The organism is Streptomyces sp. SID10853, from assembly GCF_010548145.1.
GTDB lineage: Bacteria > Actinomycetota > Actinomycetes > Streptomycetales > Streptomycetaceae > Streptomyces.
The window spans coordinates 21,288-35,009 of sequence record NZ_JAAGLN010000054.1 but is presented as its reverse complement, the minus strand read 5'-3'; the positions used below and the strand labels follow the sequence as shown (position 1 = coordinate 35,009).

The following is a 13,722-nucleotide window of genomic DNA, read 5'->3' as shown; positions in this document are numbered from 1 at the left end:
GGCCGCCAGCGGCGGCGCAGCCGACGGCCGATGGCGGTGCTGGTGCTCCCTGTCCCGGCTCCGGGTCCGGGTCCGGCCGCCGGGGCGACGGTCGGGTCGGTGGACGCGGCGGCGCCCCGCGTCGTCTCCAGGTGATGCTGGGTGCTCACGTCGCGGGTGCGGCCCGCGCCGGCCACGTCCGCTCCTGCGCCGTCCCCTTCGGCCCCTCCGAGGTCGGCGGGCAGGTCCCGCAGCAGTACGAGGAGTTCGTCCGCCGAAGGGCGCGCCTCGGGCTCCTTCGCCAGGCACGGCTCGACGACCGCGCGCAGGATGACCGGCACCGGCCCCAGCGACGGCTCCTCGTGCACCACCTGGTACGCCGTCATGTACGGGCTGTCCGCGTCGAAGGGTCCGTGGCCTGTCGCCGCGTACACCAGCAGCGTCCCGAGCGAGAACACGTCGGAGCTCGGCCCCACGCCACGCGGCGCCTGCAACTGCTCGGGCGACATGAAGGGCGGCGTCCCGATGACCCGTCCCGTCATCGTCAGCGTCTGCTGGTCGACGGCGCGCGAAATGCCGAAGTCGATGACGCGCGGGCCCTCGGGCGAGAGCACCACGTTCGAGGGCTTCAGATCACGGTGGACGACTCCCACCCGGTGGATGTCGCGCAGTGCCTCCGCGAGCCCGATGGCGAGCCGCCTCAGCTCCGCTCCGTTGACCGGGCCCTTCTTGTCGATGCGCTGGGCGAGCGTGTCCCCCTCGATATAGGTCGTCGCCATCCACGGCTGCTCGGCCTCCGGGTCGGCGTCGACCACGGCGGCGGTGAAGGCCCCGCTCACCCGCCTCGCGGCCGCCACCTCCTGCCGGAAGCGGATACGGAACTCGTCGTCCCCGGCGAACTGCTGGTGGATGAGTTTGATCGCGACAGGCCGCCCCGAGCTCGTGCGGGCCAGGAAGACCGTGCCCATGCCGCCCGAGCCGAGCCGCGTCTCGAGCGGATAGCCGCCGATCTCGGCTGGATCACCTCCGCGCAGCGACACTCTCCCCGACCTCCTGTCCCCCGTGCACTCTGCCACCACGGGCCTGCGTACCTGTCCTGCCCACAAACTAGCCGCAAGGCGGTACGGCAGACCAAAGAGGGTGGCGGGGCGGGTGTGCGGCCGGCCCGTTGTGCCCGGCCGGACATCCGCCCCGCCGCCTCATCCCGCTCAGGACGGGTGGTGTTCGCGCAGGTCGCCCGGCTTGACGCCGACCAGCAGCAGCACGACGGCGAGCAGGACGACACCGGCGCTGATCTGCAGCCCGAGTGCCAGGCTGCCCGTGCTCTGCTGGATGAAACCGAGCAGGGACGGTGATGCGGCGGCGGCGAACGAGCCCATCGACGTGACCAGCGCGATTCCGGTGGCCGCGGCCCGCTCGCCGAGGTAGATGGAGGGGATGGAGTAGAAGACGGTGAGGCCGGAATAGTGGGCGGCGGCGAGGACCGCCAGAAGGACGACGACCAGGACGACGTCGCCTCCGGACACGGAGAGCGCCACCAGGGCCAGAGCGGCGACGGCCCAGCTGAGGGCCGCGTGCCAGCGGCGTTCCAGGGTGCGGTCGGAGTGCCGTCCGACGAGCAGCATGACCACGATGCCGAGCAGGGGCGGCAGGGCGGAGAAGAGTCCGAGGTCGAGGACGTCGCCGACGCCCGCCTCGGCGATGATCCGCGGTGTCCAGAACGACACGGCGTTGGCGATGGTGTAGGCGCCGCAGGCGCAGAGGCCGATGACCCACACCTTCGGGTCGCGCAGCGCGAGGAACAGCCCGGCGTGCCCGGCGCCGGCCGGCCGCTCCTTCCCCTCCCCCTTGCTCCGCTGGTCGGCCCTGAGATCGTCCCGTACGGCCGCCCGCTGCGCCGGTGTCAGCCAGCGTGCCTGCTCGGGCTCGTCGACGAGCCACAGGAGGACGGCGCCCGCGAGCAGGATGGGCGGGATGCCTTCGGTGATGAACAGCCATTTCCAGTCCGCGAGACCGGCGCTGCCGTCGAACGCCTTCATGATGCTGCCGGACATGAGGGAGCCCAGGACTCCGGATACGGGGACACCCGCGAAGAACAGCGCGGTCATACGCGTACGCCGGGCGGACGGGAACCAGCGCGAGAGGAAGTAGAGCGCCCCGGGGAAGAAGCCGGCTTCGGCCGCGCCGAGGAGGAACCTGGCGAGGTAGAAGGTGAACTCGCTGTTGACGAGTGAGGTGCCGACGGTGACGACACCCCAGGACGCCATGATGCGGACGAGCGTCCTGCGGGCGCCGAACCGGGCGAGCAGCGCGCTGCTCGGTACCTCGAAGATGATGAAACCGACGAAGAAGAGGGTCACACCGAGGCCGTAGACCGCGGAGCCGAAACCGAGGTCACGTTCGAGACCCTGCTGCGCGATCCCGATGTTGGTCCGGTCGATGAAGCTCACGATGTAGCAGATGACCAGCAGGGGCATGACGCGCCAGGCGATGGTGCGGTAGGTCGCGGTGCGGTCGACCCCGGCCGTGTCCACGGCGTCCTGGGATTCTGTGCACGTTGAGGGATCGGCCACGACGTACAGCTCCTTTGCTGAGGTGTGTCGCCGGAAGTGGCGGATAGGGCGAGTCTCAGCCGCCTAAGTTGATAAAGTCAACACCTTCGATGGGCATAGCATGCCACCCATGGTTAATCGCGAGGATGGTCGGGACCTGGTGCCGATCTCCGATCTGCTGTCCTACCGGCTTTCACGTACGTCGTCGGCCCTGTCGCGCAGCGCGGCGCTCCGATACCGCCGCGAGTTCGACGTCAGCCTCGGCGAGTGGCGGACCGTCGCACTCATCGCGGCCGACCCGACACTGACACTGAACAGACTCGCCCGGCGGGCCGGACTGGACAAGGCCCAGATGAGCCGGGTCGTCCGGGGGCTGGTGGAGCGGGGCCTGGTGAACCGCACCGAGGGAGCGGGGCGCAGCCGTCAACTGGCCCTCACGGAAGCCGGGGTGGCGGTGTACCGCGGCCTGATCGGGGCCGCCAACGAGCGGGACGCGGCCTTCGCGGCGCTCCTCTCCGGCGAGGAGCTGCGGGTCCTGGACCGCGCGCTGGAGAAGCTGGCGGACCTCGCCCTGTCCCTGGAGCAGCAGGAGCGTGAGGGCCTGAACGACGTATAGGTGTTGACATTATCAACACCCTTCGGATAGTTCTGGTCGCGTCACCCTGAGGAGGCGGCCCATGACCGACGCGGTCACCATCTGCGAATGCTTCGCCCGGGACGGGCTGCAGCACGAACCCACATTCGTTCCGACCGACACCAAGACCTCCCTCCTGGAAGCGTTCGCCGGCGCGGGCTTCCGCCGTATCGAGGCGACCAGCTACAGCCATCCGCGGTGGGTGCCGGCCTTCGCCGACGCGAGTGAGGTACTGGCGGGGGTCACCCACCGCCCCGGCGTGGCGTTCAAGGCGACCTGCCCCAACCCGCGGGCCGTCGAGCGCGCCCTGGCCGACCTCGACCGCGGTGCGGGAGCCGAGGAGCTGAGCCTGCTGGTGTCGGCCAGTGAGAGCCACACCGGGAAGAACCTGCGCACCACACGGGCCCGGCAGTGGGAGCGGGTCGAAGAGATGGTCGCTCTGGCGGGAGGCCGCATCAGGCTCATCGGCGTGGTGTCCGTGGCCTTCGGCTGTCCCTTCGAGGGGCAGGTCGACCCGGGCCTCGTCGCCGAGGACGTCGCACGCTTCGCCGGCCTCGGCGCCGACGCGGTGACGCTGGGCGACACCACCGGCGTCGCCACTCCCGCGGCGGTCTCCTCCCTCTTCCGCCGGCTGCTGCGGGCCCACCCGGAACTGGCGGTCGTGGCCCACTTCCACAACACCCGCGGAACGGCGCTCGCCAACGCGGTCGCCGCCCTGGAGGCCGGGTGCCGCCACTTCGACAGTGCGCTCGGCGGCGTCGGCGGCCATCCCTCGAAGATCGGCTACGGGGCCGGGCTCACCGGGAACCTCTGCACCGAGGACCTGGTGAGCCTGTTCGAGGCGATGGGCGTCCGTACCGGCATCGACCTGGACGCACTCGCCTCCGTATCCCGGGCGTGCGAGGAGGCTCTGGGCCGGCCCCTGCACAGCATGGTGGCCCGCGCCGGTTTCCGGCACTCCGCTGCCGCCGCCTGACCCGCCCCCACCACCGCACGACCGAGGAGAACCTTCCGTGACCGTCACGACCAGCGGGCAGCCGACCGATCCGGACGCGGCGGATGCCGACGTCCTGCTCGTCGAGGACCGCGGCCTCGTCCGCGTCCTGACCCTCAACCGTCCCGCCAAGCTCAACGCCCTCAACACCGCACTCACCCGGGCCCTCAGCGCCGCGCTCACCGCGGCCGATGACGACGGGCGGATCCGCGCCGTGGTGCTCACCGGCGCCGGCCGCGGCTTCTGCGCGGGCGCCGACCTGTCGGAGTTCTCGGACCTCACCCCGGACCGGCCGGAGGCCGTCCTGGAACGGGCGGCGCTCACCGCACGGCTGCAGACGCAGATGCAGCGGATGGGAACGCCGGTGGTCTCCGCCGTGCGGGGCGCCGCGGTGGGCGGTGGCGCCGGACTCGCGATCGGCGCGGACATGACCATCGTGGGCACCGACCTGAAGTTCGGCTATCCCGAGCTGCGGCACTCGATCGTCCCCGCCCTGGTCATGACCGGACTCGAACGCCACCTCAGCCGCAAGCTCGCCTTCGAGCTGATCAGCACAGGCAGGCTGCTGTCCGCTGCCGAGGCCGCGGAACACGGCCTGGCCAACCGGGTCGTGGAGCCGGACCAGGTGGTCGGCGCCGCGCTGGAGACAGCCGAGCGGTGGGCCGCAGTGGAACCCCGCGCGATCCGAGCGGCGAAGGACCTCTTCTACCGGGTCGCGGATCTGCCCACCGACGCCGCGATGCGGACGGGCCAGGACGTCAACGCGCTGATGCGGGGGTTCCGCCGGTGAACTCCCCCGCAGTGCCCGGCCCGCTCGACGGTGTCACGGTCCTGGACTTCTCACGGGTCCTGGCGGCTCCGATGGCCACCCAGATCCTCGCCGAACTGGGCGCCACCGTCATCAAGGTCGAACGCCCCGGCAGCGGCGACGAGACCCGTGGCTTCGAGCCCCGCCTGCCGCACGGTGAGAGCGCCTACTTCTTCGCGTTCAACCGCGGCAAGCGCTCGATCACCCTGAACCTCAAGGACCCCCGTGGCCGGGACGTGGCCCGCAGGCTCGCCGCCCGCGCCGATGTCGTCACGGAGAACTTCCTGCCCGGCGTCATGGCGGGGCTGGGGCTGGGGTACGACGAGCTGTCCGCCGGCAATCCGGGCCTGGTGTACGTCTCCGCCACCGGCTTCGGGCAGAGCGGCCCCGACCGTATGCGCAAGGGGTACGACACCGTCTTCCAGGCACTTTCCGGCGTCATGGAGATGACCGGGGAACCCGGCGGGCCGCCCAGCAAGTCCGGTATCCCGGTGGCGGACATGACGTCCGGGCTGTGGGTGGCCATCGCCGCCCTCACCGGTCTGGCCGGACGCGGGATCACCGGGCGGGGCCGCCACTTCGACATCTCCATGATGGACGTCCAGCTCAGTCTGCAGGCCCTCAACGCGGCCCGGCTCTTCGCCCTGGACGAGGACCCCGTACGCACCGGAACCCAGCATCCGGGGCGCGTCCCGTCCGCCGCCTTCGAGACCGCCGACGGCGGCTGGCTGCACATCAGCGGCAGCGACCAGCACTGGGCGCCGCTCTGCTCCGTCCTCGGTCTCACCGAACTCGCCGACGACCCCGTCCTGCGGCACAACGCGGGGCGCGTCGCCGACCGTGAACGCGTCATGAGCGCCCTGCGCACGGCGATCGCCGGCCGGGACCGCGACCGGCTCGTCGAGGAGTTCCGCGCCGCCGACATCCCGGCCGGCGAGGTCCGGGGTGTCCGGGAGGCGCTGGCCGACCAGCATGTCAGGGCCCGGGAGGTCGTCACCGACTTCGAGCACCCGACGGAGGGCACTTTCAGCGCCCTGCGCACACCGCTGCGGGAGACCGGCGGCGAACCGACCACGGCAGGCGTCCCACCCCTGCTGGGCGCCGACACCGATGACGTGCTCGTACGGCTCGCCGGGCTTGACGACGGCGAGATAGCCGGCCTGCGGGCCGCGGGAGTGATCTGAGATGAACGAAACCAGCGAGCCGCCGCCCGCGGACTCCCCACGGGTGAACTGCACGGTCACCGACGGGATCGCCCATGTCGAACTCGCCAGACCGCAGGCCCGTAACGCCGTCGACCTGCCGATGTGCCGGCAACTGCGGTCCGCCTTCGAGGAGATCGACGCCGCCGATGACGTGCGCGCCGTGCTCCTGTCCGCGCAGGGCCCCGCGTTCTGCGCCGGAGCCGACCTCAGGGAGCGGGCCGGCCAGGACGCCGCCTGGGTACGCCGCAGGCGCCTCGCCTCGTTCGCCGCCTACGAGGCCGTCGAACAGTGCCGCCACCCGGTCGTCGCGCTCGTGCACGGCGCGGTGGTGGGATCGGGCGGCGAGATCACCCTGGCCGCCGACTTCGCCGTCGCGGCCGAAAGCACCACGTTCCGCTTCCCGGAGCCCCACTGGGGCACGGTCGGCGCCACGCAGCGCCTGCAGCGGGCCATCGGCAAGCGCCGGGCGAAGGAACTCCTCTTCACCAACCGCGCCATGTCCGCGGCTGAATCCCTCGACCTGGGCATCGTGTCCCGCGTGGTCCCCGACGCGCTGCTGGCCAGGACGGGCGCCGACATCGCCGCCACGATCGCGGGGGCGCCGCCACTGGCCATCGGGCTGACCAAACGAGCCATCGACCTCGGCAGCGAGACCGACCTGGACCGCGGCATCAGGATCGAGATGGCGGCCATCGAGCAGTGTCTGGCCGACGGCGGCTGGCGCGAGGGCGTCGACCGGTTCGCCCGCCGCGGCTCCGGCAACTCCGGCACCACCGAAGGGGAGAAGTGATGAACCTCGAAGCGACATGTCCCCTGACCGTCCATGAGGCGCTGGACCGGGCCGCCGTCATCGCGCCCGATGTGGAGGCCGTGGTCACCGCCGACGAACGCGTCACCTACGGCGAACTCGCCACCGAGGTCGCCCGGATCCGGGCCGCGCTCGCCGCCGCGGGTGTCGGCCGGGGTGACCGGGTGGGCCTCTGTCTCGGCAACGGGCCCCGCTGGGTCGCCCTGTTCCTCGCCATCGGATCGGTCGGCGCCGTGACCGTACCGGTCAACACGCGCTACACCGCCGACGAGGTGGAACACACCCTCGCCCACGCGAAGGTGTCCACCCTGTTCGTCGCCGACCGTGTCCTGAGCACCGACTTCCGGGCCGTCCTGGACGAGATCGGCGTCGGCGCGGACGGCACCTGCCCCGCCCTGCCGGATCTGCGGCGGGTCGTCAGGTGCGGCGAGACGGCTCCCGGCCGGCCGACGCCCTGGACGGAGTTCCTGGCCGCCGCCACCGGCGAGGCCCCCGCGACCAGCACCCCGGACGACGTCCTGCTCGTCCAGTACACCTCCGGCACGACCTCCCGCCCCAAGGGCGTGCTGCTCAGCCAGCGCAGCATGTGCGCCGACGCGTTCTTCTCCGGCGCCCGTCTCGGTCTGCGGACGGGCGACCGCTTCCACAGCGCCCGGCCCTTCTTCCACGTCGCCGGGAGCACTCTCTCCGTCCTGTCCTGCCTCCAGCACGTCGCCACACTGGTGACCATGCCGAAGTTCGAACCGGCCGAGGCGCTCAGGCTGATGGAGACCGAGCGGTGCACCCATTTCTCCGGCAACGACACCATCGCCCTGCTGCTGCTCAACCACCCCGACCGCGCCCGCCGGAGGCTCCGGCTGCGGGGCGCCTGGGTCGCGGCGTCCCCCACCGTCATCCGCCGGGTCATCGACGAACTGGGCGCCACCGAGTGCGTCGCCGGATACGGGCTGTCCGAGGCGTCCCCGAACGTCGCCCAGTCCTGCTGGTGGGAGGACGACCGGGTGCGGGCGTCGGGCGCGATGCTGGTGGAGCCGGGGGTCGAGGTACGTATCCGGGCTGCGGACAACACCCGTGACTGCGCGCCGGACGAGCCGGGCGCCATCCTCGTACGCGGATGGAACGTCATGCAGGGCTACCTCGACGCCCCCGAGGCCACCGCTTCGGCCGTCGACTGCGACGGCTGGCTGGCCACCGGCGACGTCGGCGCACTGGACGGCACCGGCCGGCTGCACTTCATGGGACGTACCAAGGACATCATCCGGGTCGGCGGTGAGAACGTCGCGCCGGCCGACGTGGAGGACGCCCTGCACCGTCATCCCCGGATACGGCAGGCCGTCGTGGTCGGTGTGCCGGACGAGCGGCTGGTCGAAGTACCGTTCGCGTTCGTCGTCCTCACCGAACCTGGCACCACCGTGGACGAACTGATCGCCTGGGCCCGTACCCGCATGGCCGGTTTCAAGGTGCCCAGGCACCTGCGTGTCGTCGACGGGTTCGAGGACATCGGCATGACCGCCAGCTCCAAGGTGCAGCGCAACCGGCTCGCCGCCCACGCCCGTACCCTGCTCGGCAGGGCCGACCACGAGGTGCCGGCATGACCAGCATCCCCACCCCCGTCACCCGGCTTCTCGGCATCCGCCTCCCGGTGATCCAGGCCGGCATGTCCTGGGCTTCCTCCTCATCGGCCCTGCCGCTCGCGGTCAGCCGGGCCGGTGGCCTCGGTGTCGTCGCCGCGGGCCCCATGCGCCTGGACGATCTGGCCCGGGTGCTCGACGAGACGGCGGCCGGGACCGACCTCCCCTGGGGCGTCAACCTTCCGCTCCACCGGGCGGGAGCCGAGGATGTCATCGAGTTGCTCCTGGCCCGCCGCCCACCCGTACTGATCGCCTCCCAGGGCGGGCCGCGCCGCTATCTGAAGCGTTTCCAGGACATCGGCACCGTCTGCCTGCATGTCGTGGCCGGGGCCGAGCACGCGCGCAAGGCGGCCGATGCGGGTGTCGACGGTCTCGTCGTCGTCGGTGCGGAGGCCGGCGGACACCCGCCGCCCGCCCTGGTGGCCACCCAGGTCCTCGTACGCGCGGTGGTCTCCGCTGTCCCGCAGACTCCGGTGATCGCCTCCGGCGGCATGGCGGACGGCGCGGGACTGGCCGCGATGCTGGCGCTGGGGGCGGGCGCCGCCCAGTTCGGCACCCGCTTCCTCGCCACCAGGGAGGCCACCGTGCACCCGGGTTACAAGGCGGCCGTCATCGCCGCCGGTGTGGAGGACACCCGCACCGTCGGACACGGCCTCGGCCTGATACGGGCCGTCGAGAACGAATTCACCGCCCGTATGCAACGCCTGGAGGAGGACGCCGCCGAACTCGGCCTGCGGCGTACGGAGTTCCAGGCCGCGAGCCTCAAGGACGCCGCCCTGCACGGCCGGGTACGCGAAGGGAAGGTGGAGGCGGGACAGTCGGCGGGCCTCGTCGACGAGGTGCTGCCCGCCGCCGAGGTCGTCGAACGCATCGTCGCCGAGTACCGCACCGCCCTCACCCGCCTGCCGCTGCCCGTCGATCGGCCGCTGCCCTGCCGAGCCGCCGATCGCCACGGCCGGAGGGGCCCTGAGCGTCACGACCGGTGAGATGCGATCGGGCCGTTTCGAGGAAGGCCGCGACCAGGCTGTTCTGTTCGCGGTCGCGGGTCGCGAGTACGACGGTGCACGGCTCGATCCCCCGGACGGGCACGGCCGCCAGATCACGCCTCGGCGCGCCGTTCCCGTCGGCGGCCGGTGCCAGAGCGAGGGCCTGGCCGCCGGCGATGGCTTCGAGCTTGTCGGCGTGTGACTCGACCAGCGGGCCGTCGGGCGCCGGGCGTCCGTCCGGGCGGGGGTCGAGACGCCAGAATGCGTCGTAGGCGGGGTCGGGGTAGCGGATGAGGGGTTCGCCGGCGAAGTCGTCCACAGTGACCGACTCCCTGTTCGCGAGGCGGTGCGTCGTCGGAACGAGGAGCACCCGGCGCTCCTGGTAGAGGCGCGTCACCTGCAGCCGGTCGGCCGGGAACGGCTCCCGGGCGACGACCGCGTCCACGCGGTGGTCCAACAACGCCGTCCGTACCTCGCTCCAGTCCACGTGCAGAGTGGCGACCGAGGCACGGGGATGGCTGGTGCGCAGCTCGCGCACTGCGGCGGTGATGATGAGTCCGCCCACGTACCCGATGGTGACGGCGCCGGGTACGGCGGCCGCGCGGGTCGTCGTCGCGGCCAGTTCCGCGGCGCGCAGGAGCGCTTGCGCCTGCGGCAGGAACGCCTGTCCGGCGTCGGTGAGGTGACAGCCCCTGGTGGTGCGGTCGAGCAGGCGGACGCCCAGCCGCTTTTCGAGGCTCTGGATCTGTCTGCTCAGCGAGGGCTGCGCGAGGCGCAACTCGGCTGCCGCACGGCGGAAGTTGCCGTGCTCGGCCAGGACCGTGAAATACCGGACCACGCGAAGGTCGAAGTCGGCTGGGGCCACATGGGCGATGGGCACTCGCGCATCGTACTCCGTGATACCCGATCCGTATCAGTCGGTGCGGAACAGGTCTTGGACGCCGCGCTCCGTCGGGTCCTACCGTCTGCGTACCAGCCCGGCGCCTTGCTGCGGCGGGTCAACCCGCAAGCTGACGAGGGATTCTCATCGTGCGTATTTTCGTCGCAGGGGCAACCGGATACATCGGATCGGCCGTCGTCGGAGAGTTGCTCCGAGCGGGCCACGAGGTTGTGGGGCTCGCCCGGTCCGACGCCTCCGCCGCGACTCTGGCGGGGGCCGGCATCGCGGTGCATCGCGGCGACCTCGGGGATCTGCGCAGCTTGCGGGAGGGGGCGGCGGGGGCGGACGGTGTGGTCTTCGCTGCGAACCAGCACATCAGCGAGACCACCGACGCGGGCGCCCGCGCGCGGGCCGAGCTGACAGCCGTGGAGGCGATCGGATCGGTGTTGGAACAGACCGGCAAGCCCTTCGTGGTCGCATCGGGAGTCATCGGCCGTACGCCGGGACGGCTGCTGACCGAAGAGACCCCCGTCGTTCCCGACCCCGCCGCGCTGCGGCTTCCGGTCGAGACGTCCGTCCTTGCCATGAGCCGGCGGGGGGTGCGTTCGTCGTCGGTGCGGCTGGCACCGACCGTGCACGGCCAGGAGGACATGCGCGGCTTTGTCCCGATGCTGATCGGCATCGCTCGCTCGTCGGGGGTGTCTGCCTATGCCGGCGAGGGATCCAACCGCTGGCCGTCGGTGCACCGGCGTGACGCGGCGGCCCTGTTCGTGCTGGCCCTGCAGTCCGCCTCGCCCGGTACGCCCGTGCACGCGGTCGCTGAGGAGGGGGTGCCGTTCCGGGACATCGCCGAGGCCATCGGCCGCCGGTTGAGGCTTCCGGCGGTGAGTCTGACGGCCGATGAGGCCGGCCGGCACTTCGGCCTTCTCGCCCCGCTGGTGTCACTCGACAGCCCGGCATCGAGCGCGCTGACGCGGGAGCGCTTCGGCTGGGAGCCCACGCACCCCGGACTGATCGCCGACATCGGGGAGGGCCACTACTTCAAGGAGCCTGCGTAGGGCACGGAGCGGAGCCGCGCGCCGTGCGGTGCCGCGGGGAGGCGGCCGTCCAGGAGCAACTCGCACGCTGCTAACTTTGGTGGCCGCTTGTTTCCCGTTGATTCCCGCTGACCACCATTTTTTCGGGGGCTGCACGTGCGCTCGTGGCGACACTGTCTGGACATGAGCGGCGTACGGAGTCCCCGGCTGCGGGCCGACTACACGGCGGCCGCCCGGTATCTGCAACGCCGGGAGCTCGCCATGTGGGGTGTGGTGCGGCTGCTGGCGCCGCCCCAGTTCCAGCCGCACGCCCTCGCCGGGGCCACGCTGCTCGCCTTCACCGACGACATCTGCGACCGGGGCGCCGCCTCGGGCCGTGTGAAACGGTTCGACGCGTGGGCGGGCCGGGTGGAGTCGGCTCTGGACTCCGGCACCTCGAACCACCCCTTGCTGCGTGCCTATCTGCATTCCGCTCGGGTCTGCGGGCTGCCCCGCGGCTGGGCGGACAGTTATCTGGCCGGTACGCGCATCGACCTGGAGTTCCCCGGCTTCGCCGATGAGGACGCCTACCAGCGGTACGTCGGGACGCTGACGTGGCCCGGCCTGATGCTCAGCACGGGACTCACGCCGCATCTGGTCCCCGACGAGCACTTCGCGTCCTCGTGCCGTCTGGTCGCCGACGGGCTCCAACGCGTCGACTTCCTCACGGACTTGGCCGAGGATCTGCGCGGCGGCCGACTGACGCTGCCCATGGCCGATCTCGACCGGCACGGCGTCAGCCGCACCGAACTGGAAGCCGGCCGGAGCACCCCCGCCGTGGCCGCCCTGGTCTCCGATACCGCCGGACGCGCCCGCGCCTCGCTCATCGCGGCGCAGCGCACGGTCGGCGAAGTGCCCGGCCCCTACCGGCCGGTGGTACGGAGTCTTCTCGGCCTCTACCACCACCGCCTGGACAAGGTCATGGCACTGGGCGCGGCTGTCACACGCCGACCGGTCCGGGACGACCCGCTGGCGTGTCTGGGGCTGCTGGCCCGATCCCGGCACGGCAGTGGATCGTACGAGCCTGCCCCTGCGCGGGTTTGACGCTCCGTCAGTGAGAAGGTGACGCGACGGCCGACCGGTCTCCGCTCCAGGCAGCGAGCAGCCGGTGCATGGCATCGGCCGCCTCGGGGATCGCCGCCACGGAGCAGGTCTCGTCCGTGACATGCGCCTGGTCTGGGTCGCCAGGACCGTAGATGACGACCGCGCGGGCGTCCAGCTTCTGGGCCAGCACCGACGCGTCGGTGAAGTAGGTCGCGTACTCCGGACGCCCGTCGGCTTCCGCGGGGCGCAGGACGTCGGCGAGGTCGCGGACGAGGGCGGTGGCAGGATCGGTGGCCACGCCGTTCAGGTCGAGTACGCGCTCGATCCCGGTGCCGGGGCCGGCCAGCCGCTCGACCGCCAGGAGCGCGTCGTCGGAGCCGAACCCCGGGATGGTACGGATGTCGAGCATCAACTCGGCGTGGTCGGGGACGAGATTGGGCTGGACGCCCGCGTGGAAGGTGCCGACGTTGACGGTGGCCGCACCGTGTGTCGCGCTGCGCGGCCAGTCCTGGTGCTCGTGGATCCGTACCGCCGCCGCGGCGAGCCGGGCGAGCGCGTTGTCGCCGAGTTCGGGCCGTGACCCGTGTGCGCTGCGGCCTTCGGCGGTGAGCCGCAGCCACAGAACACCCTTGTGACCGAGGACGATTCTGTTGGCGGTGGGTTCGGCGACCAGCAGCACGGGACTCGGTGTCAGACCCTCCAGCCGCGCCGCTCCCTCACACCCGGTCTCCTCGCCGAAGGTGAGAACGAGCTGTACGTCGGTTTCGGCGGGGTGGGTCGCGACCCGGTGGGTAGCGGCCGCCACCATGCAGGCCACACCGGCCTTCATGTCGCTGCTGCCGCGCCCGCGGAGCCGGCCGTCCTTGATGTCGCCGACCAGCGGGTCGAACGACCAGCCGGCCGCGTCGGCGGGGACGGTGTCCAGGTGCCCGGTCAGGGTGAGCGGGGTGCGGCTGCCGAAGCGGGCGACGAGATTGACCCGTCCGGGCTCCGGCTCGTCGGTGCGCACACTGAAACCGGCGTCGGTGAGGATCGGAGCGAGGAGCCCGGCGGCGGACTTCTCGTTCCCCGCCCTGGTGTCGAGGCCGACGAGCTGCTGGGTCAGCGAAACGGGGTCGAGCACGC

General features: G+C 71.8%; 13 protein-coding genes. 9 read left to right on the top strand and 4 right to left on the bottom strand.

The genetic code is table 11. The annotated features are described in order from the left end of the window. A partial coding sequence (locus tag G3I19_RS13680) for a serine/threonine-protein kinase (RefSeq protein WP_164263665.1) occupies positions 1–1,019 on the bottom strand: 1,019 nt, incomplete at its 3' end. Between the two features lie 168 nt (positions 1,020–1,187). Further along, the gene (locus G3I19_RS13675; RefSeq protein WP_164263663.1) at positions 1,188–2,552 is read right to left on the bottom strand and encodes an MFS transporter; all 1,365 of its coding nucleotides are present in this window, start codon (positions 2,550–2,552) and stop codon (positions 1,188–1,190) included. A gap of 109 nt (positions 2,553–2,661) precedes the next feature. On the opposite strand from G3I19_RS13675, the gene G3I19_RS13670 reads away from it, so the two are divergent. From G3I19_RS13670 to G3I19_RS13640, 7 genes are all read left to right on the top strand, one after another. Continuing rightward, positions 2,662–3,147, top strand: a complete 486-nt coding sequence (locus G3I19_RS13670) for a MarR family transcriptional regulator (protein WP_164263661.1) — start codon at positions 2,662–2,664, stop codon at positions 3,145–3,147. Between the two features lie 61 nt (positions 3,148–3,208). Continuing rightward, positions 3,209–4,141, top strand: a complete 933-nt coding sequence (locus G3I19_RS13665; RefSeq protein WP_164263659.1) for a hydroxymethylglutaryl-CoA lyase — start codon at positions 3,209–3,211, stop codon at positions 4,139–4,141. Positions 4,142–4,178: 37 nt separating this feature from the next. Continuing rightward, positions 4,179–4,949 carry an enoyl-CoA hydratase/isomerase family protein gene (locus G3I19_RS13660; protein ID WP_164263656.1) on the top strand — a complete coding sequence of 257 codons (771 nt, stop codon included), beginning with the start codon at positions 4,179–4,181 and terminating at the stop codon, positions 4,947–4,949. Further along, the gene (locus tag G3I19_RS13655; RefSeq protein WP_343235093.1) at positions 4,946–6,151 is read left to right on the top strand and encodes a CoA transferase; all 1,206 of its coding nucleotides are present in this window, start codon (positions 4,946–4,948) and stop codon (positions 6,149–6,151) included. Before G3I19_RS13660 ends, G3I19_RS13655 begins: the two co-directional genes overlap by 4 nt. A gap of 1 nt (position 6,152) precedes the next feature. Next, entirely contained in the window at positions 6,153–6,962 is an 810-nt protein-coding gene (locus G3I19_RS13650) for an enoyl-CoA hydratase/isomerase family protein (RefSeq protein WP_164263654.1), read from the top strand. Then, positions 6,962–8,575: an AMP-binding protein gene (locus G3I19_RS13645; protein WP_164263652.1), complete on the top strand. Its 1,614-nt coding sequence runs from the start codon at positions 6,962–6,964 to the stop codon at positions 8,573–8,575. Before G3I19_RS13650 ends, G3I19_RS13645 begins: the two co-directional genes overlap by 1 nt. Beyond that, positions 8,572–9,597: a nitronate monooxygenase gene (locus G3I19_RS13640; RefSeq protein WP_164263650.1), complete on the top strand. Its 1,026-nt coding sequence runs from the start codon at positions 8,572–8,574 to the stop codon at positions 9,595–9,597. Before G3I19_RS13645 ends, G3I19_RS13640 begins: the two co-directional genes overlap by 4 nt. Here the strand turns inward: G3I19_RS13640 and G3I19_RS13635 are convergent. Next, the gene (locus G3I19_RS13635) at positions 9,506–10,477 is read right to left on the bottom strand and encodes a LysR family transcriptional regulator (protein WP_164263648.1); all 972 of its coding nucleotides are present in this window, start codon (positions 10,475–10,477) and stop codon (positions 9,506–9,508) included. The two genes, G3I19_RS13640 and G3I19_RS13635, sit on opposite strands and share 92 nt — an antisense overlap. A 149-nt stretch (positions 10,478–10,626) precedes the next feature. Here G3I19_RS13635 and G3I19_RS13630 point away from each other — a divergent pair, with 149 nt between their 5' ends. Both G3I19_RS13630 and G3I19_RS13625 read left to right on the top strand, forming a co-directional pair. Beyond that, positions 10,627–11,535, top strand: coding sequence for an SDR family oxidoreductase (locus tag G3I19_RS13630; RefSeq protein WP_164263646.1), 909 nt, complete (start codon positions 10,627–10,629; stop codon positions 11,533–11,535). 162 nt (positions 11,536–11,697) lie between these two features. Next, positions 11,698–12,597 (top strand): squalene/phytoene synthase family protein, encoded by a 900-nt coding sequence (locus G3I19_RS13625; RefSeq protein WP_164263644.1) that lies wholly within the window; start codon positions 11,698–11,700, stop codon positions 12,595–12,597. Between the two features lie 7 nt (positions 12,598–12,604). Here the strand turns inward: G3I19_RS13625 and G3I19_RS13620 are convergent, their stop codons facing one another. Continuing rightward, positions 12,605–13,720 carry a M20 family metallopeptidase gene (locus G3I19_RS13620; protein ID WP_164263642.1) on the bottom strand — a complete coding sequence of 372 codons (1,116 nt, stop codon included), beginning with the start codon at positions 13,718–13,720 and terminating at the stop codon, positions 12,605–12,607. Positions 13,721–13,722: the final 2 nt, after the last annotated feature.